General features: G+C 73.9%; 17 protein-coding genes and 3 pseudogenes. 9 read left to right on the forward strand and 11 right to left on the reverse strand.

The features are described 5' to 3' along the window. Positions 1–7: 7 nt before the first annotated feature. Positions 8–478 (reverse strand): Lrp/AsnC family transcriptional regulator, encoded by a 471-nt coding sequence (locus tag QFZ75_RS33675; RefSeq protein ID WP_307542991.1) that lies wholly within the window; start codon positions 476–478, stop codon positions 8–10. 94 nt (positions 479–572) lie between these two features. On the opposite strand from QFZ75_RS33675, the gene QFZ75_RS33680 reads away from it, so the two are divergent. The 3 genes from QFZ75_RS33680 to QFZ75_RS33690 all read left to right on the forward strand — a co-directional run bounded on the left by QFZ75_RS33680 (position 573) and on the right by QFZ75_RS33690 (position 2,680). Then, positions 573–1,055, forward strand: coding sequence for a rhodanese-like domain-containing protein (locus tag QFZ75_RS33680; protein ID WP_307542993.1), 483 nt, complete (start codon positions 573–575; stop codon positions 1,053–1,055). 120 nt (positions 1,056–1,175) lie between these two features. Beyond that, complete coding sequence (locus tag QFZ75_RS33685) at positions 1,176–1,709, forward strand: immunity 21 family protein (protein WP_307542994.1); 534 nt, start codon at positions 1,176–1,178, stop codon at positions 1,707–1,709. 122 nt (positions 1,710–1,831) lie between these two features. Beyond that, positions 1,832–2,680, forward strand: a complete 849-nt coding sequence (locus QFZ75_RS33690; protein WP_307542996.1) for an SDR family oxidoreductase — start codon at positions 1,832–1,834, stop codon at positions 2,678–2,680. An 85-nt stretch (positions 2,681–2,765) separates the two neighbouring features. Here QFZ75_RS33690 and QFZ75_RS33695 read toward each other — a convergent pair whose 3' ends face one another. Both QFZ75_RS33695 and QFZ75_RS33700 read right to left on the reverse strand, forming a co-directional pair. Then, positions 2,766–4,457, reverse strand: coding sequence for a DUF885 domain-containing protein (locus QFZ75_RS33695; RefSeq protein WP_307542998.1), 1,692 nt, complete (start codon positions 4,455–4,457; stop codon positions 2,766–2,768). A 32-nt stretch (positions 4,458–4,489) separates the two neighbouring features. Next, a complete protein-coding gene (locus QFZ75_RS33700) occupies positions 4,490–5,026 on the reverse strand; it encodes an Lrp/AsnC family transcriptional regulator (RefSeq protein WP_307543000.1) in 537 nt (178 codons plus the stop codon). Positions 5,027–5,086: 60 nt separating this feature from the next. On the opposite strand from QFZ75_RS33700, the gene QFZ75_RS33705 reads away from it, so the two are divergent. Further along, complete coding sequence (locus tag QFZ75_RS33705) at positions 5,087–6,418, forward strand: PLP-dependent aspartate aminotransferase family protein (protein ID WP_307543002.1); 1,332 nt, start codon at positions 5,087–5,089, stop codon at positions 6,416–6,418. A gap of 76 nt (positions 6,419–6,494) precedes the next feature. On the opposite strand, the gene QFZ75_RS33710 is transcribed toward QFZ75_RS33705, so the two are convergent. The 4 genes and pseudogenes from QFZ75_RS33710 to QFZ75_RS33725 all read right to left on the reverse strand — a co-directional run bounded on the left by QFZ75_RS33710 (position 6,495) and on the right by QFZ75_RS33725 (position 11,774). After that, positions 6,495–7,874 (reverse strand): GNAT family N-acetyltransferase, encoded by a 1,380-nt coding sequence (locus QFZ75_RS33710; protein WP_307543004.1) that lies wholly within the window; start codon positions 7,872–7,874, stop codon positions 6,495–6,497. A gap of 101 nt (positions 7,875–7,975) precedes the next feature. Then, positions 7,976–8,278, reverse strand: a pseudogene (locus QFZ75_RS33715) (hypothetical protein); the annotation flags it as partial. 128 nt (positions 8,279–8,406) lie between these two features. Next, positions 8,407–10,008 carry an alkaline phosphatase gene (locus tag QFZ75_RS33720; protein WP_307543006.1) on the reverse strand — a complete coding sequence of 534 codons (1,602 nt, stop codon included), beginning with the start codon at positions 10,006–10,008 and terminating at the stop codon, positions 8,407–8,409. Between the two features lie 319 nt (positions 10,009–10,327). Next, positions 10,328–11,774: pseudogene (locus QFZ75_RS33725) on the reverse strand (PLP-dependent aminotransferase family protein). 48 nt (positions 11,775–11,822) lie between these two features. Here QFZ75_RS33725 and QFZ75_RS33730 point away from each other — a divergent pair. Beyond that, positions 11,823–12,611, forward strand: a pseudogene (locus tag QFZ75_RS33730) (EamA family transporter); the annotation flags it as partial. A 63-nt stretch (positions 12,612–12,674) separates the two neighbouring features. Here QFZ75_RS33730 and QFZ75_RS33735 read toward each other — a convergent pair. Beyond that, on the reverse strand, positions 12,675–13,535 hold the full coding sequence (locus tag QFZ75_RS33735; protein ID WP_307543008.1) for an alpha/beta fold hydrolase: 861 nt from the start codon (positions 13,533–13,535) through the stop codon (positions 12,675–12,677). A gap of 358 nt (positions 13,536–13,893) precedes the next feature. Here QFZ75_RS33735 and QFZ75_RS33740 point away from each other — a divergent pair, with 358 nt between their 5' ends. Further along, complete coding sequence (locus QFZ75_RS33740; protein ID WP_307543010.1) at positions 13,894–14,655, forward strand: GntR family transcriptional regulator; 762 nt, start codon at positions 13,894–13,896, stop codon at positions 14,653–14,655. A gap of 70 nt (positions 14,656–14,725) precedes the next feature. Here the strand turns inward: QFZ75_RS33740 and QFZ75_RS33745 are convergent, their stop codons facing one another. The 3 genes from QFZ75_RS33745 to QFZ75_RS33755 form a co-directional block, all read right to left on the reverse strand. Continuing rightward, on the reverse strand, positions 14,726–15,883 hold the full coding sequence (locus tag QFZ75_RS33745; RefSeq protein ID WP_307543012.1) for an ROK family transcriptional regulator: 1,158 nt from the start codon (positions 15,881–15,883) through the stop codon (positions 14,726–14,728). 115 nt (positions 15,884–15,998) lie between these two features. Beyond that, positions 15,999–16,655: a response regulator transcription factor gene (locus tag QFZ75_RS33750; RefSeq protein WP_307543013.1), complete on the reverse strand. Its 657-nt coding sequence runs from the start codon at positions 16,653–16,655 to the stop codon at positions 15,999–16,001. A 14-nt stretch (positions 16,656–16,669) separates the two neighbouring features. Beyond that, on the reverse strand, positions 16,670–17,824 hold the full coding sequence (locus QFZ75_RS33755) for a sensor histidine kinase (RefSeq protein WP_307543015.1): 1,155 nt from the start codon (positions 17,822–17,824) through the stop codon (positions 16,670–16,672). Positions 17,825–17,932: 108 nt separating this feature from the next. On the opposite strand from QFZ75_RS33755, the gene QFZ75_RS33760 reads away from it, so the two are divergent. The 3 genes from QFZ75_RS33760 (at position 17,933) to QFZ75_RS33770 (ending at position 20,170) form a co-directional block, all read left to right on the forward strand. Further along, positions 17,933–18,931 (forward strand): ABC transporter ATP-binding protein, encoded by a 999-nt coding sequence (locus QFZ75_RS33760; protein WP_307543017.1) that lies wholly within the window; start codon positions 17,933–17,935, stop codon positions 18,929–18,931. 2 nt (positions 18,932–18,933) lie between these two features. Then, positions 18,934–19,659, forward strand: coding sequence for an ABC transporter permease subunit (locus tag QFZ75_RS33765; RefSeq protein ID WP_307543019.1), 726 nt, complete (start codon positions 18,934–18,936; stop codon positions 19,657–19,659). Between the two features lie 64 nt (positions 19,660–19,723). Further along, on the forward strand, positions 19,724–20,170 hold the full coding sequence (locus tag QFZ75_RS33770; protein WP_307543021.1) for a hypothetical protein: 447 nt from the start codon (positions 19,724–19,726) through the stop codon (positions 20,168–20,170). The last annotated feature ends 2 nt before the right edge of the window (positions 20,171–20,172 follow it).

A 20,172-nucleotide genomic window follows, 5' to 3' on the forward strand; every position in this document is an offset into this window, starting at 1 on the left:
CAAGAGCTCAGCGGTCCAGTGGCTCAGCGGCCCAGTGGCTCAGCGGGCGGCGGGGCAGCGGGGACGAGTACACGACGCTCGTCGTGACCGAGCCGAGGGTGCCGATCTTTCCCGACACCTCCTCCAGGTGCCGCATCGACCGGGTCGCGACCTTGATCACGAAGCAGTCGTCGCCCGTGACGTGGTGCGCCTCCAGGATCTCGGGGGTGACCGCGACCAGGTCGTGGAACGGCTTGTAGTTGCCGTTCGGATAGCGCAGCCGCACGAACGCGAGGATCGGCAGGCCGAGGTTCTCCGGGTCCACGACCGCCGCGTACCCCTGGATCACGCCCGCCTCCTCCAGGCGCCGCACCCGTTCGGTGACCGCGCTCGCGGACATGGAGACGGCACGGGCCAGCTCGGCGAAGCCGGTCCGGCCGTCACGCTGGAGGATCTCGAGGATGCGCCAGTCCGTGGCGTCCGGGGAATACGCGGTCATGGACGAGGAATAGCAGGGGAATCCCCGGCGCAGCAAGGCGGAGGCCGTGGATCACACCTTCAACGGGCTGTGGTACCGGCCGTACATTCGTTCCATGAAGAGCAGCGCTGTTTCCCTCAACCCCGTCCTGCGGGTCGCCCCGGCGGCGCCCGCCGTGGCCGCCGCCCACTTCGCGGCGAGCCTCGCCCTGCACGCCGACGTGTCCGACGTCGCCGCCGCGCTGGACGCCGGCGGCGACCCCGGCTTCGTCGTCCTCGACTCCCGCTCCACGGAGTCCTGGGACCAGGGACACATACCCGGCGCCGTCCATCTGCCGACCGCCCTCGTCGCCGGGCAGGCCGGGCAACTCCTGGACAGGGCGGTGCCGGTCGTCACGTACTGCTGGGGTCCGGGCTGCAACGGCGCGACCCGGGCCGCCCTCGCGCTCGCCCGACTCGGATACCAGGTCAAGGAGATGCTCGGCGGGTTCGAGTACTGGGTGCGCGAGGGCTTCGAGTTCGAGACCTGGGAGGGGCGCGAGCGGCGTCCCGCCGACCCGTTGACGGCGCCGGCCGGCGCGGCGGACTGCGGCTGCTGACCGGCCGCCGCGCCCGGCCGGTCCGTCCACCGGGCCCGTACGGACTCAGTCGGGTATCAGCTGGGCGGCCGGGCAAAGGAATCGTCAACTGCGGTCCGCCGGGACGTGTAGCTTCTGCCCATGGTGAGTTACGCGGACCCAGGTTCGGTCGAGGCCGTCGGGGCGGTCGAGTGGGTCGAGTCGGGCGGTGGGCCGCTCATAGCGGTACCGGAAGTGGTGCTGCCGTTCTGGACGGGGGCCGACGGCGACGAACTGGCCCCCGACTACGACCGGGCCTGCGAGGTGGACGGCTCTGCCGGCCTGCTGCCCGTCGGCAACGCCACGGCCCTCGTCCTCGGCGACGACCCCGCCGCCACCGCCTACCTCCCCGAACACGGCACGTTCGTACGGTGGTTCGCGGGCGACTCCGAGCGCGGACTGCTGGCCCGGGTGCCGGCCGCCCTCGACACGGCGGTCTGGGGGAGCGAGGTGCGCTGGCGGGTCCCCGGGGCCGTCGTGCTGTTCGACGCGGCCCGGCCGGGGGAGCGGTCGACGAAGGCCGGGCACCTGCGGATCGTCCTCGAACCGGGACGGTACGCGGTACGCGCGGCGCACGTCGAACCGGACCCGCGGACATGGATCGGACTCGTCCGGCTGACACCTCTCGGGGAGTGACCGGGGCCGGCTCCCGGCGCCCGTCCGCGGTCGAACCACCGGCGGATCCGCCGTCGGAAAGCGGATCCGCCCTCGGAAAATGATGTGCGAAGAACGGCCGGCGCCGCCCATCATGGTCCGCCATGTCCTCTCGACCTCCCTCACCCACCGCCGAAGCCCTGCGCCGCGACCCGCTGCCGTTGCGCGGACGCACCGCCCTGGTCACGGGCGCCAGCCGGCGAAGCGGCATCGGGTACGCCGTGGCCCGGCGTCTGGCCGCGTACGGCGCGAGCGTCCACCTGCACCACCACGTGCCGCACGACGCCGCGATGCCGTGGGGTGCGGACGACCCGCAGGAGGTCGCCGCCGGAGTACGGGAAGCGCTCGGCGACCCCGGAGCGCGGGTCGTCCACGGGCCGGGCGACCTCTCCGAACCGGCTGCTCCGGCCGAACTGATCGCCCACGCGGCGGACACGCTCGGCGGGCGGATCGACATCCTCGTCGCCAACCACGCCCTCAGCGGCTCGGACGGCCCGCTGGACGAACTGGACGCGGCGGCGCTCGACGCGCACTGGGCCGTCGACACCCGGTCGGTGATCCTGCTCGTCCAGGCGTACGCGCGGCTGCGCGCCACGCTGCCCCCGCGTACGCCGGGCGGGCGCGTGCTGATGATGACCTCCGGCCAGGACATCGCGGGCGGCATGCCCGGCGAGATCGCGTACGCCCTGCAGAAGGGCGCCCTCGCCTCGGTGACCCGTTCGCTCGCGACCACGCTCGCCGAGCACGCCGTCACCGTGAACACCGTCAATCCCGGTCCGGTCGACACCGGCTACCTGACAGGAGAGGCGTACCGGACGGTCGCCTCGATGTTCCCGGGCGGACGCTGGGGGATGCCCGACGATCCGGCCCGGCTCGTCGCCTGGCTCGCGACGGACGAGGCCGGGTGGATCACCGGGCAGGTCATCGATTCGGAAGGCGGTTTCAGACGCTGAGGACGCCGAGGACGCCGAGGACACCGAGGACACCGGGGTGGCCGGGGTGGCCGGGGCCCGCGCGGGACCCGGCCACCGGGTGCCGTCAGAGCCGGGACAGCTCGTCCACCAGGTCGTCCAGGCCCAGCGAGCCCTGCGACAGCGCCGCCATGTGCCACGCCTTCAGGTCGAAGGCGTCGCCGTGCCGCTTTTGCGCGTTCGCACGGCCCAGCAGCCAGGCGCGCTCGCCGAGCTTGTAGCCGATGGCCTGGCCGGGCATGGAGAGGTAGCGGGTCAGCTCGCTCTCCACGAAGTCCGCCGGGCGGCTGCTGTGCGCGCCGAAGAACTCCTGGGCCAGGTCCGGGGTCCAGCGCTCGCCCGGATGGAACGGTGACTCGGCCGGGATCTCCAGTTCCAGGTGCATGCCGATGTCGACGACGACGCGCGCCGCCCGCATCATCTGCGCGTCGAGGTAGCCGAGGCGCTCCTCGGCGTCCTTGAGGTAGCCGAGTTCGTCCATGAGCCGTTCCGCGTACAGGGCCCAGCCCTCGCAGTTGGCGCTGACGCCGCCGACGGTCGCCTGGTAGCGGGAGAGGCTCTCGGCGACGTGGACCCACTGGGCGAGCTGGAGATGATGGCCGGGGACGCCCTCGTGGTACCAGGTGGACACCAGGTCGTACACCGGGAAGCGGGTCTGCCCCATCGTCGGCAGCCACGTCTGGCCGGGGCGGGAGAAGTCCTCGGACGGGGCCGAGTAGTAGGGGGCCGCGGCGCCGCCCGGCGGGGCGATGCGGGACTCCACCTTCCGTACCCTGTCGGCGAGTTCGAAGTGGGTGCCGTTCAGCTCCTCGATCGCCCGGTCCATGAGGCCCTGCAGCCACCCGCGGACCTCGTCGACGCCCTCGATGTGCCTGCCGTGCTCGTCGAGGTGGGCGAGCGCCACCCACGGGGTCCCGGCGCCGGGCAGGACCTTCTCGGCCTCCTTCTCCATCTCGGCGTACAGCCGGTGGTACTCGGCCCAGCCGTACGCGTACGCCTCGTCCAGGTCCAGGTCCGTACCGTTGAAGTAGCGCGACCAGCGCGCGTACCGCTCGCGGCCCACCGTGTCCGGCGCGCCCTCGATCGCGGGCGCGTACACGTCGCGCATCCAGTCGCGCAGCGCGACGACGGCCGCGGTCGCGGTCCGGGCGGCCTCGTCGAGTTCGGTACGCAGGGCCGCGGGCCCCGCCGACGCGAAGTCCTCGAACCAGCCGCGGCCCGAACCGTCCGTGTCCGACCACTGCGTGAGCTGGCCGACGAAGGTCGCGGTGGGACGCGGACCCGCGTACAGCTTGCGCTCCAGGCCGAGGGCGAGGCACGCGCGATAGCCGTCGAGGGCCGTCGGCACCGCGCGCAACCGCTCGGCGACCGCGACCCAGTCCTCGTCCGTCTCCGTCGGCGTCACGGTGAACACCTCGCGCACCGCGTGCGCGGCCGTGTGCATGTTGCCGACGGAACGCAGGCCCTCCTCGGCGTCGTGCACGGCGAGTTCGGCGGTGAGGCGCTCACGCAGCAGGCGGCCGCAGCGGCGCTCGATGTCACGGTCGGCGCCCGGCTGCCGCTCCGCCTCGTCGAGCCGGGCCAGCGTCTGCCTCGCCAGTCGCGCGAGCGCCTCCGCGCCGGCCGGTGAGGTGTCGGGCAGCCTGCTGGAACTCTCCTTCACACCGAGGTACGTACCGGTGACCGGGTCGAGGGCGATGAGCTCGTCGACGTACAGGTCGGCGACCTCGCGGGGCAGCAAGTTCTTCGTCTGTGACATACCGCCATCCTCATACGCGGACGGACGTCGCGTCAGCCCGGTTTTCCAGGCACTTCGCCGTGCCGGTCCGATCCCGCCGGGGGAGCGGCGCCCTGCGGGCCGGGCGGCAGCAGCGGCCCGCAGTCCCACTGCTGGAAGATCAGCCGGGTCTCGACGCGGGCCACCTCGCGGTGGGCGGTGAACCCGTCGAGGACCAGCCGCTGCAGATCCGCCATGTCGGCGACCGCGACATGCACCAGGTAGTCGTCGGGTCCGGTGAGGTGGAAGACGGTACGCGACTCCGGCAGCGCCCTGATCCGCTCCACGAACGGCCCGACCAACTCCCGCCGGTGCGGCCTGACCTGCACGGACAGCAGCGCTTCCAGGCCCCGGCCCAGCTTGGCCGGATCGAGCCGCAGCTGATGGCCGAGGATCACGCCCGACCGGCGCAGCCGGGTGACCCGGTCCAGGCAGGTCGAGGGGGCCACGCCGATCTGCGCGGCGAGGTCCCGGTACGTGGTCCGGGCGTCGTTCTGCAGCAGGCACAGGAGGCGGAGGTCCACCGGGTCCAGTACGACGGATTCGGGCATTCGCCGAACGTAACACGGGGTTTGCCCCTCGCGTCCCGCTCGTTGTTCAGGCTGCTGCCCATGGACTTCGGCGGCGTGGACAACGGCACGGACATACGTGGGGCGGGCGAGGGCATGGCGAACGGGGGCGGACCGGTGACAAGGGCGACGGCGGGCGCGGTGGACGCGGCGGGCGCGGTGAGAGCGACGTGGGCGGCAGGGGCGGCGGAGGCCGGTGTGCGGAGCCGGGGTCTGGACACCGAGGCCGTGCACGCCGGGCGGGACGACCTCGCGCGGCAGGGCCTGCACGCTCCGCCGATCGACCTCTCGACCACCTATCCCTCGTACGACAGCCGGGGCGAGGCGGCCCGCATCGACGCGTTCGCCGCCGACGGGGCCGAACCGGACGGGCCGCCGGTCTACGGCCGGCTCGGCAATCCGACCGTCGCCCGGTTCGAGACGGCTCTCGCGCGGCTGGAGGGCACGGAGAGCGCGGTCGCCTTCGCCAGCGGGATGGCCGCGCTGAGCGCGGTGCTCCTGGCGCGCGGCGCCCTGGGGCTGCGCCACGTCGTGGCCGTGCGGCCGCTGTACGGCTGCAGTGATCACCTGCTGACGGCCGGACTGCTCGGCTCCGAGGTGACGTGGGTCGACCCCGCGGGGATCGAGGACGCGCTGCGGCCGGACACCGGTCTGGTCCTGGTCGAGTCACCGGCCAACCCGACGCTCGCCGAACTCGACCTGCGGGCGATCGCCCACTCCTGCGGGAGCGTTCCGCTGCTCGCCGACAACACCTTCGCCACACCGGTGCTGCAGCGGCCCGCCGAACAGGGGGCGCGGCTCGTGCTGCACAGCGCCACGAAGTACCTGGGCGGGCACGGCGACGTGATGGCCGGGGTCGTGGCCTGCGACGAGGAGTTCGCCGGGCGGCTGCGGCAGGTCCGGTTCGCCACGGGCGGCGTACTGCATCCGCTCGCCGGCTATCTGCTGCTGCGCGGCCTGTCGACGCTGCCCGTACGGGTGCGCGCGGCTTCCGCGACCGCCGCGGAACTGGTCCGGCGGCTGTCCGGCGACCCGCGTGTCGCCCGTGTCCGCTATCCGCGGCTCGGCGGTGCCATGGTCGCCTTCGAGGTCCACGGCGATCCGCACGAGGTGATCGCCGCGGTCCGCCTGGTCACCCCGGCGGTCAGCCTCGGCAGCGTCGACACGCTGATCCAGCACCCCGCCTCGATCAGCCACCGCATCGTGGACGCGGCGGACCGGCGCGGGAGCGGGGTCGGCGACCGGCTCCTGCGCCTGTCGGTGGGGCTGGAGGACGTGGAGGACCTGTGGCAGGACCTGGACGCCGCGCTGGGGGCGGGACGGCGGACCCGGCGCGGGGCCACCGGGTCCGCCGCCGTGGGGCGGCTGCGGTGAGGGGCCGGGCGGCCGGGTGGCCGGTCGGTTGGGTGACAGGGCGGTTGGGTGACCGGGCGGCCGGGTGGCCGTCCGCTCAGTCCCGGACGGAGTGTTCGGTGTCCTCCGTGTGCGCCACCCCGGCGTGCGGCGCCGCCTTCAAGCGGGCCGTGATGACGAGGGTGCCCTCCTCGATCTGGTAGTCGAGGGGGAGGTCGAGACCGCGCATCGCGGCGACCATGCCGGTGTTCGACGCCTGCGTGACGGCGTACACGCTCTCGCAGCCGGCCTCGACGGCCATCGCCACCAGGCGGCCGAGCAGCTCGCCGCCGATACCGCGCCGCTGCCAGTCGTCCTCCACCAGCAGCGCGATCTCCGTCTCGTCGCCGTCCCACAGGAGGTGCCCGAGTCCGACGATGCGTCCCGAGGCGGTCCGTACCGCGAGCGTGCGGCCGAAGTGCGGGCTGAGCAGGTGCTTGAGGTACTTGTCCGCGTCGCCGACGGGGCCGTGGTAGCGCATGCCGAGCGTCCGCTGCGAGCACCGCTCGTGCATGGCCTTCGCGGCGTCGAGGTCACCGGCGTCGGCGCGGCGCACGGTGATGTCGTTGCCCTGCGGCAGGGTCAGTACGTCCTGGCTGCGCGGAATCCGCGGACCGAGCCGGGCGTCCAGCTCGACCAGCGCCCGGGCCCGCGCGAACTCGGTGGGCGTGAACGGCAGATAGGGCCGCTCCACGGTGATCACTCCGCCTTCCGGTGCGCGCAGTCGCATCACCGTCTCCTCCAGCGCCCCCTCGACGGGCGCGCCCTCCTGCGGACCCTTTCCGCGCACCGACGTGGCGGGCAGCGAACGGATCGTGCACCGCCCCAGCAACTGACGCAGCGCCAGAGGCAGTTCGGCCGCGTCCAGCGCGGTGCGCGTCGCGAGGCCCAGCACGCGCGTGGGCGCGTCCACCAGGTCGTGCGCGTCGGCCCGCTCGATCCACGTGCCGGAGCCGCCCGACAGCGACACCGCGCGCGTCACCTCGGACGCCGCCACCGGTGCGGGCGCGCGCAGCAGGAACTCGTCCACGGTGCCCTCGGCCAGCGGATGCGTCTGCAGGCTCAGGATGTCGACCCGCAGTTCCGCCAGCGCCGTGCACAGGACGGCCAGCGAACCCGGCTCGTCCCGCACGGTGGTCCGCATCCGCCACAGCACGCTCTCCCCGGAGGCCGGCCCGGGTGCGGGCGGCCGGGCGCCGGGATCGTCTGTCGGCGGAGCGTGACCGTGGCGTCGTGACCACCAGGTGTGGAAGCCGGCCGTGGCGATCAGCGCGACCGCCGAGATCGCGAGCAGGGCGGGGCCGTCGGGGCTGTGCCCGATCAGGTTCGCCACGGCGTCGGCGACCGCCACCGCCGTGAAGAGGGCGGCCAGTTCGACGAGGTCCCTGCGCCAGTGGTGGACCGGCCGGCCGTTTTTCGCGCGTGTCACATCAGACATGTCCGGAGTCATACAGTCACTGTGAAGTACGGGTGTTGCGTGATCGCGAACGCTTTGTGACTGACGGGTTAAGTGTGCATCTGTCTTCTTTGTTGCGTTTTTTACGACTCTTCGGCGCAATCCGACAGGTCATGCGACGGCGCCCGTGTCAGGCGGCCACCCCCCTGTTCCAGCGCGGCCCGCAACCGCCGGGCCTGCGTCACCAGCCGGGACGAACCACGCCGCTGCGCCGTCTGCGCGAGATGCGCCAGGTCCTCGCGGCCCCCGGTCCGTTCGGCACACTCGGCGGCGACGGCCGGCAGCTCGCCGAGCCCCCGGGCGGGCGGGACCGCGCCGTCCGGGGCGAGGCCCGCGAGCACCACCGGCAGCGCGGCCCGCAGGGGCTTCACCGCCCCGCGCCGTACCGAAGACGCAGGCATCGACCACACAGACCCCGGGCCTGCCGGCGTGCCGCGTACCGGGGGATGACGCCGGTACGCGGCACGGGCCATGAGATCACGGGAACCGGAGCCCCGTACCCGGGCCGGTGGAACTACTGCCCCACGCGTCCCGGTTGCAGCACCTTCGTGAACAGCACCGAACCGCCGGTCGCCCGCAGACGGACCGTCAGTTCGCCGCTCCCGCCGTCGATGTCGACCTCGCCGAAGTACTGCGGCGACTCCATGGGCGAGACGTTCGCCCGGTCGGGTGCCCGGACGAAGACCCGGTCCGGACCGAACGTGCCGTCCAGCGCGTTCGCCTGGAAACCGCCCGCGGCGAGCGGACCGGAGACGAACTCCCAGAACGGCGCGAAGTCCTTGAAGGCCCCGCGTGAGGGGTCGTAGTGCTGCGCCGAGGTGTAGTGCACGTCCGCGGTCAGCCACACCGTGCCGGTGATCCGCCGGTGCTTGACGAACCGCAGCAGCTCGGCGATCTGCAGTTCGCGGCCGAGCGGGGCACCCGGGTCGCCCTGCGCGACGGCCTCGATGTCCGTCGCCCCGTCCGGTACGACCAGGCCGAGCGGCATGTCGGCGGCGATCACCTTCCACACCGCGCGAGACCGGGCCAGTTCGCGCTTGAGCCAGGTCAGCTGCTCCGCCCCGAGGATGCCGGTGGTGTCGTCGCTCTGCCGGCCGGGGGAGTTGGCGTTGCGGAACGTGCGCATGTCGAGCACGAAGACGTCCAGCAGGGGGCCGTGGCGCACGACCCGGTGCACCCGGCCGTCCGCGCCGGTGGCGGGCAGCGTGGAGATCGGGACGTACTCGCTGAACGCCTTGCGGGCGCGGGCGGCCAGCGTGTCGACGTCCTTCACCGTGTAGCGGGCGTCGGTGAGGATCTCGCCCGGGTACCAGTTGTTGAGGACCTCGTGGTCGTCCCACTGGGTGATCGTCGGGACCTCGGCGTTGAACCGGCGTACGTTCTCGTCGAGCAGCGAGTAGCGGAAGTTCCCGCGGTACTCGGCGAGGGTCTCCGCGACCTTGGACTTCTCCTCGGTGGTGACGTTCCGCCAGACGCGGCCGTCCGGGAGCGTCACGGCCGGCGACAGCGGGCCGTCCGCGTAGATCGTGTCACCGCTGCACAGGAAGAAGTCGGGGTCGCGGCGGCGCATCTCCTCGTACGCGTAGAGGCCGCCGATGTCCGGATTGATGCCCCAGCCCTGGCCCACGATGTCGCCGGACCAGAGGAAGCGGACGTCCTGGCGGCGCTTCGAGGGCGCTGTCCGGAACGTGCCGAGCACGGGCTCGCCGGTGCGGCGGGGGTCGTCGGGATCGGCCAGCGTCACCCGGTAGTGGATCTGCTCCCCGGCCGGCAGGCCGTGCAGCGGGACCGTACCCGTGAAGTCCGTGCCGGCGCCCAGGAGCGGGCCGTGCCATTTCTGCGGCCTGCGGAACGACTCGGTCGCGGAGGTCTCCACGATCATGCGGGCGGGGCGGTCGGAACGGACCCACACCAGGCCGGAGTTGGTGGTCACGTCTCCGGCCTGCACGCCCCACCGCGCCCTGGGCCGGCCCGACAGGGCGAACGCCGGGGCGGTACCGGCGGCCGTGCCCGCGGCCGCGGTGGGCAGGGCGAGCGCCGCCGACGCGGCGAGCGAGCCGCGCAGGACGCTGCGGCGGGCGGGGAGCGGGGGCGGGCTCTGCGGGCGGTGCGACATGGGACGCCTCCAGGGGCGGATTCGGTCGGTGTGCACGGCTACACCTACTGGTGTGCCGCAGCGCACGCGCAAACCACAAGTGAACAACGCGCTCCGCCGGGTTCGGCGGGATCAAGGGGTGGGAGGGCGGTGGGGGCCGACCGGTGCGTACGGGCCGATGGGGCCGATCGCGCGGTTCCCCGCGCCCCTGAAAAGCCGGGTTGCTCGCCCGGTTCCTCGCGTCCCTGAATAACAGGCCCTTGGGGCCGCGCGGCACTTCAGGATCACGGGGGACCGTGCGACCGGCCCCCACCCGGCTGCAGGCCGGAGTCGGACCGGTTCAAGCACCGCGGCCGACAGCGATCGCCATCGCGTGGACACCGGCCCGGATGCGGGCCGGCGGGACGTGGGCGTAGCCCAGGACCAGGCGGACCACGTCGTCCGGCGGCGGGGTCCGCGTGTACGACGTCAGCGCGCGGACCGCGATCCCGGCCGCGTCCACCCGCGCGAGGAAGCGGTCGGCGGGCCCGTACCGCGGGGGGAGTTCGGCGATGGCGTGCAGCCCCGCCGCGATGCCCGACACCCGTGTGCCCCGGGAAGTGTTCCGCCAGCGCCGCGACCAGGGCGTCGCGCCGCTCCCGGTACGCGCGGCGGCAGCGTCGCAACTGGCGGTCGTAGTCACCCCGCTCCACGAAGCGGGCGAGCAGCGCCTGGTCGACCACGGGGTTGCCGAGGTCCATCGTGCGCTTGCGCTCCACGACCTCCTCGGCGAGCGACTGCGGCACCAGCAGCCAGCCCAGCCGCAGTCCGGGCGCCAGCGACTTGCTCACGGAACCCGCGTACGCGACGTGCTCCGGATCGAGCCCCTGCAGCGCTCCGACCGGCGCGCGGTCGTAGCGGAAGTCCCCGTCGTAGTCGTCCTCCACGACGAGCCCGTCCACCTCACGCGCCCAGTCGAGGAGTTCGCCGCGACGCCGCGCGGAGTACGCGATCCCCGACGGGAACTGGTGGGCCGGTGTCGTCACCACGACCCGTACCCCCGACGCGCGCAGCGCCTCCGTGTCCAGCCCCTCGCCGTCCAGCGGCAGCGGCACGGCGTCGAGGCCGGCCGACGCGTACAGGGTCTCGTGGTCGGGGCTGCCGGGATCCTCCGTGCCCACGGCCCGTACCCCGCGCGCGTGGAGCACCGTTCCGAGCAGCGTGGCCGCCTGGGCCACCCCGGAGACCACCACCACCCGTTCCGGGTCGGCGACCACGCCCCGGCGCCGGGTCAGCAGCTCGGCGAGCGCGGTACGCAGCCGGGGCAGGCCCCGCGGGTCCGGGTAGCCCAGCGCGTGGTGGGGCAGTTCGGCGAGCACCCCGCGCTGGGCGGCCGACCACGCGGCGCGCGGGAACAGCGACAGGTCGGGCGTACCGGGCAGGAAGTCCGCCCGGGCGCCCAGGGGGCGCGGAGCGAGGTCCCGCGCGCGGGGGAGGGCGGCCCGCACGGCCCCGCCGACCCACGTCCCGGCCCCGCGGCCGCTGCGGAGGTAGCCCTCCGCGGTCAGCTGCTCGTACGCCTCCGTGACCAGGCCGCGGGAGACCCCCAGGTCGGCGGCGAGCTCCCGGCTGGACGGCAGCCGCGTACCCGGTGCGAGGCGGCCCGAGCGGACCGACTCGCGCAACGCGGCCTGCAGGGCGCGGCCACGCGTGCGCGTGGGCGCCGAGGCGGCCGGCAGGAGCATCTCCCAGGCGCCGCCGCGTCCCGCGGCGCCGGGCGCGTCCGGATTGGTCCCCGATGACGTCATGGAAGTGGACCTTAAGCCGGACCGCCGCGCTCCGTAGCGTCGCTTCCCATGAACGCCACCACCACGCGCGGGAGTCTGCTCGCGGCCTTCGCCGCCGTCCTCGTCGGGGCCTCCTTCACCGCCAACAGCGTGCTCGGCCACTACCCGTACGCGGGCGGCCAGTTCCTGCGCTACGGCCTCGCCTGCCTCGTGCTCCTGGCGCTGGTCGGTCGGGGCGGCACGGCGCCCCTGCGCACGCTCACCGCGCGGCAGTGGGCGCGCCTCGCCCTGCTCGCGGCCGTCGGCATGGTCGGCTTCAACCTCGCCGTGATCGCCGCCGAACGCACGGCGGAACCCGCGGTACCGGGTGTCTTCGTGGGATGTGCCCCGGTCGTCGTCGCCGTCCTCGTGCCCGTCCTGGAGGGTCGCCGCCCGCAACCGGTGGTCCTGTACGGGGCGTTGTTCGTGGTCGGTGGCGCCTGCGCGGTCCAGGGCTGGGGCCGCACCGACGGGGCCGGCCTCGTCTTCTCCGGGTGCGCGCTCGTCGGGGAGGTCGGGTTCGCCGTGCTCGCCGTCCCCGTCCTGCGGCCGCTCGGACCGCGCCTGCTCTCGGCCACGGTGTGCGCTCTCGCGGCGGCCGGGTCGGCGGTGGCCGGGCCGGTCCTGGACGGCCGCGCCTGGCTGCGGATCCCGGACCCCACCGAGACGGCCGCCCTGCTGTGGCAGGCGGTGGTCGTCACGGTCGTCGGCTTCGTCTGCTGGTACATGGGCATGCAGCGCATCGGGGCGGAGCGTGCGACGCTCTTCTCCGGGCTCATCCCGGTGGCCGCGGCCTGCACGGCCCCGCTGGTCGCGACGGGCTCCTACGGGCCGGCGCAGGCCGCGGGCAGCGCCCTGGTGGGGGCCGGGGTGGTCCTCGGCTCAGGCGTGCTGCGCCGCGGGGGCCGGAGTGCGGCGGCTGCCGTCCAGGACGACGCGTGCGACCAGCGCGGGGTCGTCGTTCATCGGGACGTGCCCGCAGCCGGGCAGCCGCACCAGCCGCGCCCGGGGGATGGCCTGCTTGGCGCGGATCCCCTGGCGGCGGACCAGGATCCGGTCCCGGGTGCCCCAGGCGATCGTGACGGGGAGACCGGGGACGTCGTCCGTGAACCGGACGGAAGTGCCCGCCCGGAGGATCTCGGTGAATCCCTGGGCGTCGGCCAGCGCAAGGGTCTCGGCGACCACCGCCCCGGGTGAACGGCGGCCCGGGCGGGCGTAGATGCTGCTGGTCAGGACCGCGCGCCCGGCCGCCGACCGCGACAGCCGCTCGACCACCGGGAGCGGCATGCCCCGCGCGGCCTGCCGCATCGCCTGCAGCAGACCGAACGCGTACCGCCGCTCGGCGGGCGACCAGAACCCGGCGGGCGCCAGCGCGGTGACGGACCGTACGAGCTTCTCGCGGCCCAGTTCCAGGGCCAGCAGCCCGCCCAGCGAGTTGCCCGCCACGTGCGGCCGGTCCAGTTCCAGCGTGTCGCACAGCGCGGCCAGCGCCGCGTTCATCGTCGCCAGGTCGTGCGGGAGCCCCTGGGGCAGCGCGGGGGACTCGCCGAAGCCGGGCAGGTCCACCGCGATCACATCCCGCTCGGCCGCCAGCAGGTCGACGACCGGGTCCCACGCCTGCCGGTGGTGGCCTATCCCGTGCAGCAGCAGAAGCGGTTCGCCCCTGCCCACGCGCGTGTACGCGAGGGTGAGGGTCCGCGGGCCGTGAGCGGAGGTGACGCTGAAGGAGGCCGTGGCGGCCATGGGCTGCTCCTCGTCCGGAACCGACTGACTCCTGGACAGCTTGTCAGCAATTACTACCGGCCGGTAGCCCCCGGGGCGGCCGCACACGTCCACCGACGCGCGACGCCGCCCGTATCGCCTGGACGCGGCCCGGTGCGGCGGGTCGGGACGGTCCCGCGACGAGACCTGTGCACGTATGTGACGTATCGCGAACGTCGTATGAACGCTCTGCGGCAACACGCCTGTGCGGGCCGTAACGGATCGAGGATTGGTCTTGACCAAGGGTGGGGGCCGCCATATGGTCGCAGGGTTAGTGCAGGAACCTTTAATAAACAAGGGCGTTAAAAGCCGCCGGGACACGGCGATTGCGGAGGACACGGTGGGGACCACGCAGTTGGATACGGTGCCGGAGCCCAAGTACTGGCACCTCAAGACCGTGCTCAGCGAAGCACTGGACTCCGAGTTCTCGGTGGGCGAGATCCTTCCGAACGAACGTGATCTGGCGGCCCGGTTCGGGGTGGCGAGGGCCACCCTCCGCCAGGCCCTCGAACAGCTGGAGCTGGAAGGCCGCCTGCAGCGCCGCCGCGGCGTCGGTACGACCGTGGCACCGCCCCGGATGGGCGTGGCCGTCGGATCCGAGCAGCACACCTGGCCGGGCGCGGCCGGCGACGCCTGGCAGCCCGCGGACTGCGCGACGGCGGTCCCGCCCGCGGCGGTGGCCCGGGTCCTGGAGACCGACCCCGACGAGCGGGTGCACGTCGTGCGCCGCTCCCGCGTGACGCACGGCCAGCCGGTCGCCGCCGAGCTCCTGTACGTCCCCGCCTCGTCGGTGCCCGACCTGTCCGGCATCGACGCCCCGTCCGGCACCGCACGCGCGCGTGCGGTCCTGCGGGAGCTGCAGCGCCTGGACCTGGAGGGCGAGGACCGCGCGGTGGAGCTGGGCTCGGCCCGCGCGGACGACGCGAAGGAACTGGACCGGCTGCCCGGGGCGCCCGTCCTCGTCGTCACGACCCGCTTCTTCGCCGGGGGCCGCACGGCGGCGGTCTCCGTCGCCACCTACCGCGCCGACACCTGCCGGCTGACCTTCGGTGACACCGGCGGCGTGGAGATCCACCACGACCCGGAGCGCCGCGCCTCCTGACCGGACCCGCCCTCGTGCACACGTCGCGTCCCGGCCTGCGGGGCGCGGCGTCCTGCTCTGCGGGCGTGGCTCAGCGGCGCGCCGTCACCGTGCTCTCCACCGCGAACAGCTGCTCCTCCACATGGTCCAGGGCCAGCCGCAGCGCGCCCGTCGCCACCGCCGCCTCGCCGAGGAGCGACAGCGCCACCCGCGGCGGCCGCAGACAGAAGCGGGCCAGCTCCTTGCGCAGCGGTTCCAGGACGCCGTCGAGCCCCGCCGCCCAGCCGCCGATCACGACCAGCTCGGGATCGAGGGCCAGCACGAGCGCGGCGACGTCGTGCACCAGGCGCTGTATGAAGCGCTCGACGGCCGCCAGGGCCCGCTCGTCGCCCGCACGCGCGTGCGTGAAGACCTCCGCGACCGCCTGCTCGTCGAGGGGATGCAGCGGCTCGTCGGTCGTGGACAGCAGCGTCTCCGGGGTGACCTCGCTGCCCAGCAGGTGCAGTGCGCCGATCTCACCGGCCGCGCCCCCGAACCCGCGGTGCAGCCGCCCGCCGATGAGGGATCCGGCGCCGGGGCTGAGTCCCGCCAGTACGAACACCACGTCGTCGGACTCGGTGGCCGCGCCCTTCCAGTGCTCCGCGACCGCCGCCGCGTTGGCGTCGTTCTCCACGAGGACCGGGCACTTGAACGAGCGGCGCAGCCGTTCGCCGAGCGGCAGCCCCGTCCACTGCGGCAGCGCCGTGCTCAGGCGTACCGTGCCGTCGGCCTCGACGATGCCGGGCGTGGCCACCCCGACGGCACGCAGGGAGCCGCGCGCGACGCCGGCGCGCCGCAGCAGTTCGGCGACGGCCGTGCGCAGCCGGTCGAGCCGCTCGTCCGCGCACGCCGTCTCGCAGACGTCCTTGGCGAGCGAGCCGAGCACCCGGCCGTCCAGGTCCGACAGGAGCGCGGACACCCGGTGCGGGCCGATCTCCAGGCCCAGCAGATGGCCCGCCTCCGCCCGGAAGCGGAACCTGCGCGCGGGCCGTCCCTGACGCCGGGCGGCACTCTCGTCGGCCGCGGTCTCGACGACGAGCCCGCCGTCGATGAGACCCTCGACGACGCCCTCGACGGTCGGCCGGGACAACCCGGTGACCTGCGTGATCTCGGTGAGTGTCGCGAAGTCCGTGGCCCGCAGCGCGTGCAGCACCACAGCGGAGTTGATCCTCCGCAGCAGAGAGGGATCCCCGCCGGTCAACTGCCCCAACGTCCGTCCTCCCAGCTCGTGCGCGTGTCGGTTGGCCGGATCGTACTCGGCGCGGCGGGTCCCGGCGAGTGCCGGGGATCACCTGCCCGTCCCGGACGCCCGCCCAGGACCGGAATCAGCCGGGTGCCACGAATCCCGACTCGTACGCCGTGATCACCGCCTGCGTGCGGTCCCGGGCACCCAGTTTCGCCAGTACGGCGCTCACGTGGGACTTCACGGTCTCGGTGCCGACCACCAGCCGCGCGGCGATCTCCGCGTTCGACAGCCCCCGGGTCATCAGCCGCAGCACCTCCGCCTCGCGCTCGGTCAGGGCCGCCCGCTCCAGCGCCGCCCGCGCCGCGGGATTGCCGTCACCGTACTCGGCGGCCAACTGCCGTAGCGAGGCCGGGAACAGCAGCGAGTCCCCCGCGGCGACCAGCCGCACGGCGTGCACGATCTCGGCCGGCCGGGCCCGCTTCAGGAGGAAGCCGTCGGCGCCCGCGCGCAGCGCCTCGTACACGTACTCGTCGTTCTCGAAGGTCGTCACCACGAGGATCTTCGGCGGCCGGTCGACGGTCCGCAGCACCGCGCGGGTGGCCTCGATGCCGTCCATCAGCGGCATACGGACGTCCATCGCGACGACGTCGGGCCGCAGTCGCCGCACCAGCGGGATCACGGCCGCGCCGTCCGCGGCCTCCCCGACGACCTCGATGTCGGGCTGCGCCTCCAGGACGGCCCGCAGACCGGCCCGTACGAGGGGTTCGTCGTCGACGAGGAGAACGGTGACCGGCATCCGGCCAGCGTAGATCAGCGCAGCGGCAGCTCGACGTGCACCTGCCAGTCACCGTCGTCCGGCCCGATGAGCGCCCGGCCGCCGAGCAGCGCGGCCCGCTCGCGGATGCCCCGCACACCGCTGCCCCGGCCGGGCCCCGGCGTCCGCGCGGTCAGCGGATTGCGCACCTCCAGGCGCAGCGTCCGCTCCCCGGCCGCGACACGGATCCGGACGGGCACCGGACCGGCGTGCCGCAGCACGTTGGTGAGCGACTCCTGGAGGATGCGGTAGCCCTCACGGGAGACCGGGCCGGGCACGGTCTCCAGGGGACCCGTCAGCTCGGCGTCGATCTTCGCCCCGGAGACGCGCGCGGACTCCATGAGCCGGTCGGCCTCCACCAGGGTCGGACGGCTGCTCGCGGGGCGCTTCGACTCGCGCAGTACACCGAGGACCCGTTCCAGGTCCTCCAGCGCGGCCCGCCCGGTGTCCTCGATGGCGAGCAGTGCCCGCTCGGTGAACTCCGGGTCCCCGGCGGTCCGCGCGGCGCCCGCCTGCACCACGGCGACCGTCAGCGCGTGGCCGATCGAGTCGTGCAGCTCACGGGCGATGCGGGTGCGCTCCAGGAGCTGCTCGGTGCGCTCCTCCAGGGCGGCGACCCGCTCGGCCGCCGACGGTCCCAGCAGACGGCGGGCGATCACCGTGATCAGCTCACCGAGACCGACCACCGCCCCGTAGAGGGCGATCAGCGGCAGCGGCGCGAGCAGGGCGTACGCCCAGTGCGGGTGCGACACCGGCAGGAACGGGTTGTCGTCCGGCACGTAACCGGTCGAGATCCGGACCAGGTCCACGGTGATCAGGGGGAGCCAGACGCTGACGCCCGTCGCCGCCCAGCCGAACACCATGCGCGTCGCCAGCCACAGCACGGTCCGCAGCCGGTCCCGCCATGTGGCCGACGGGGCGAGTGAAATCGCGGGGTCCTGCGCGTCGCGCGTCAGCATGAACTGTGCCTGCAGACCCTCGCCCCGCCGCACGGCGGGCACCAGCCCCAGAGGGAGCACCATCAGCGCGGTCGCCCACGGCGCGGCGGGGACGACGAGGATCCACACGCTGGTGGCCAGCATGGGCACCCACAGGTGCACGAAGCGGGTGTAGGTCGTCCCGCGGGTCAGCGGATGCAGCAGGCGGGCCATCGCGTCATCGTGCCAGCAGGCACCGGCGGCGGGCCTCCCCCGGGCGGGGGAGACGTCCTCCCCGGGCGGGGGAGGCGCAAGACCTCGTCAGACGGCGAGCCTTGGGCCATGACCAGCATCGATGTCCAGGACCTCACCAAGGAGTACGGCGCCACCCGTGCCGTGGACCGGCTGACCTTCCGCGTCGAACCGGGCCGGGTCACCGGCTTCCTCGGTCCCAACGGCGCGGGCAAGTCCACCACCATGCGGCTCGTCCTCGGCCTGGACCGGCCCACGTCAGGCACCGCCACCCTCGGCGGACGCGCCTACGTGACGTTGGAGGAGCCGCTGCGCCACGTGGGCGCCCTGCTCGACGCGCAGGCCGCCCACGGCTCACGCACCGCGCGGGACCACCTGCGGGTCCTCGCGGCGAGCAACCGCCTTCCCGAACGCCGGGTGGACGAGGTCCTGGAGGAGGCGGGCCTCGCCGCGGTGGCCCGCCACCGCGTCAGGACGTACTCCCTGGGGATGCGACAGCGCCTGGGCATCGCCGCGGCGCTCCTCGGCGACCCGCAGGTGGTGCTGCTCGACGAGCCGTCCAACGGGCTCGATCCCGAAGGCATCATCTGGATCAGGGAGTTGCTGCGCCGGCTCGCCCGCGAGGGCCGTACCGTGCTCGTCTCCAGCCACCTCATGAACGAGACCGCGTCGTTCGCCGACCACCTCGTCGTCCTCGGCCGCGGCCGGCTGCTCGCCGACACACCGATGCGGGACTTCATCCACGCGCGCGTGGACCCCGCGGTGCGGGTGCGCACCACGGACGGCGCCGCCCTTCGCGACCTGCTCGCCCGGCACGGGTACGACGCCGTGGAGCGGGACGACCGGGAGGACGGGGGCGATGGTGACGAACGGTGGATCGTGCGCCACGCGCGCGTGGAGGACATCGGCCGCCTCGTCTCGGGTGCGGGCCTGCCCCTCCTCGAACTGGCGTCGGTGGAGGGCACGCTGGAACAGGCCTACCTCGACCTGACGGCCACGGAGGCCGAGTTCGCCGCCCGGCCCCCGGCCCGGCCCGCGTCCCAGCGCCCGGCCTCACCCCCGCCCCCGACCCGTCCGCAGGAGGCCTGACCATGCCGTTCGCACCCGTACTCCACTCGGAATGGCTCAAGATCCGTACCCTCAGGTCGCTCGTGGCGTGTCTCGCCGCCGTCGTCCTGGTCACCGCGGTCTTTTCGGCGCTGGCCGGGCTCGACACCTCCGGGGACGTGGACCTCGACCCGCTGTTCTCGGCCTTCTTCGGAGTCAACTTCGGGCAGATCGCGGCCATCACCTTCGGCGCGCAGGCCATGTCGTCCGAGTTCCGGGGCGGCGCCCTGCGCACCTCGCTGGCCGCGGTGCCCCGCCGAGGCCGATGGTTCGCTGCGAAGGCGGTGGCCGTCGGCGCGCCCGTCCTGGTGGCCGGCCTCCTCGCCGGGTGCGTGAGCCTGGCCGCGGGCACGGCCGTCCTCGGCGACCGGGCCGGCGGGATCAGCGGGGCCGAAGGGGTGCGCGCGGTCGTGGGCTGCGGTGTCTACCTGGCGCTCATGGCCCTGTTCGCGGCCGGGCTGGCCGCACTGCTGCGCAGCGGCGTCGCCACGCTGAGCGTCCTCGTCCCCTTCCTCCTGCTGGTCTCCTTCGTGGTCGGGGACATGTCCGGGAACGCCGCCGACTTCCTGCCCGACCGCGCCGGGCAGGTGGCGCTGCACGGGACGTGGGAGGGCCTGCTCGGGCCGTGGACCGGGCTCGCGGTGACAGCGGTGTGGACGGCGGCCGCACTCCTGGCCGGAACCCGGAGCATCCGCCGCCGGGACGCCTGACCCCGTACACCGTTGTCGCCCGACGGCCCGCCAAGTACCGGCGGTGACCGCTTTACTGGACTTCATGACCACTGAGCGACACCTCGCCACGATCGACGAGCTGTGCGTGCGCGACTTCCCCGCGGCGCACGGCTGGTCGGACGTCGGCGCGGGGGGACCGGGCTACCACCTGGTGGTGCTGGAGACGACACGCGGCCTCGGTCCGGGTGACCGGTCCGGCCGGGAGGAGATCGCCGGCCGGTTCGCGGCCTACCGGGAGGGCGTCGCGCGGCGGCTGGGCGAGCGGTGGGGCGAGGCGGAACCGAAGAGCCTGGACGGCGTCTTCCTGCGCTCCGAGGACCCGGACGAGCGGATACCGAAGCCGTGGGCCTACCTCAGCGCCTACGTCCGGTACGTGGACCTGTGGGAGGCCGACGGCAGCGGGCGCTGGGTCGCCGTGGGGATATCGGAGCCGGCGCAGGGCCACGAGTTCCAGCTGTTCGCGCTGGTCACGGAACTGGCCCCGCCGTGACG

The organism is Streptomyces sp. V3I8, from assembly GCF_030817535.1.
Taxonomy (GTDB): Bacteria; Actinomycetota; Actinomycetes; order Streptomycetales; family Streptomycetaceae; genus Streptomyces.

Bases quoted from the DNA above. Each gene is read 5' to 3' on its own strand.
- QFZ75_RS33675 (WP_307542991.1), bottom strand. From the start codon at position 478: ATGACCGCGTATTCCCCGGACGCCACGGACTGGCGCATCCTCGAGATC.
- QFZ75_RS33765 (WP_307543019.1), top strand. From the start codon at position 18,934: ATGCCGTTCGCACCCGTACTCCACTCGGAATGGCTCAAGATCCGTACC.
- QFZ75_RS33760 (WP_307543017.1), top strand. From the start codon at position 17,933: ATGACCAGCATCGATGTCCAGGACCTCACCAAGGAGTACGGCGCCACC.
- QFZ75_RS33685 (WP_307542994.1), top strand. From the start codon at position 1,176: ATGGTGAGTTACGCGGACCCAGGTTCGGTCGAGGCCGTCGGGGCGGTC.
- QFZ75_RS33720 (WP_307543006.1), bottom strand. From the start codon at position 10,008: ATGTCGCACCGCCCGCAGAGCCCGCCCCCGCTCCCCGCCCGCCGCAGC.
- QFZ75_RS33710 (WP_307543004.1), bottom strand. From the start codon at position 7,874: ATGTCTGATGTGACACGCGCGAAAAACGGCCGGCCGGTCCACCACTGG.
- QFZ75_RS33755 (WP_307543015.1), bottom strand. From the start codon at position 17,824: ATGGCCCGCCTGCTGCATCCGCTGACCCGCGGGACGACCTACACCCGC.
- QFZ75_RS33770 (WP_307543021.1), top strand. From the start codon at position 19,724: ATGACCACTGAGCGACACCTCGCCACGATCGACGAGCTGTGCGTGCGC.
- QFZ75_RS33695 (WP_307542998.1), bottom strand. From the start codon at position 4,457: ATGTCACAGACGAAGAACTTGCTGCCCCGCGAGGTCGCCGACCTGTAC.
- QFZ75_RS33750 (WP_307543013.1), bottom strand. From the start codon at position 16,655: ATGCCGGTCACCGTTCTCCTCGTCGACGACGAACCCCTCGTACGGGCC.
- QFZ75_RS33700 (WP_307543000.1), bottom strand. From the start codon at position 5,026: ATGCCCGAATCCGTCGTACTGGACCCGGTGGACCTCCGCCTCCTGTGC.
- QFZ75_RS33690 (WP_307542996.1), top strand. From the start codon at position 1,832: ATGTCCTCTCGACCTCCCTCACCCACCGCCGAAGCCCTGCGCCGCGAC.
- QFZ75_RS33735 (WP_307543008.1), bottom strand. From the start codon at position 13,535: ATGGCCGCCACGGCCTCCTTCAGCGTCACCTCCGCTCACGGCCCGCGG.
- QFZ75_RS33705 (WP_307543002.1), top strand. From the start codon at position 5,087: ATGGACTTCGGCGGCGTGGACAACGGCACGGACATACGTGGGGCGGGC.
- QFZ75_RS33680 (WP_307542993.1), top strand. From the start codon at position 573: ATGAAGAGCAGCGCTGTTTCCCTCAACCCCGTCCTGCGGGTCGCCCCG.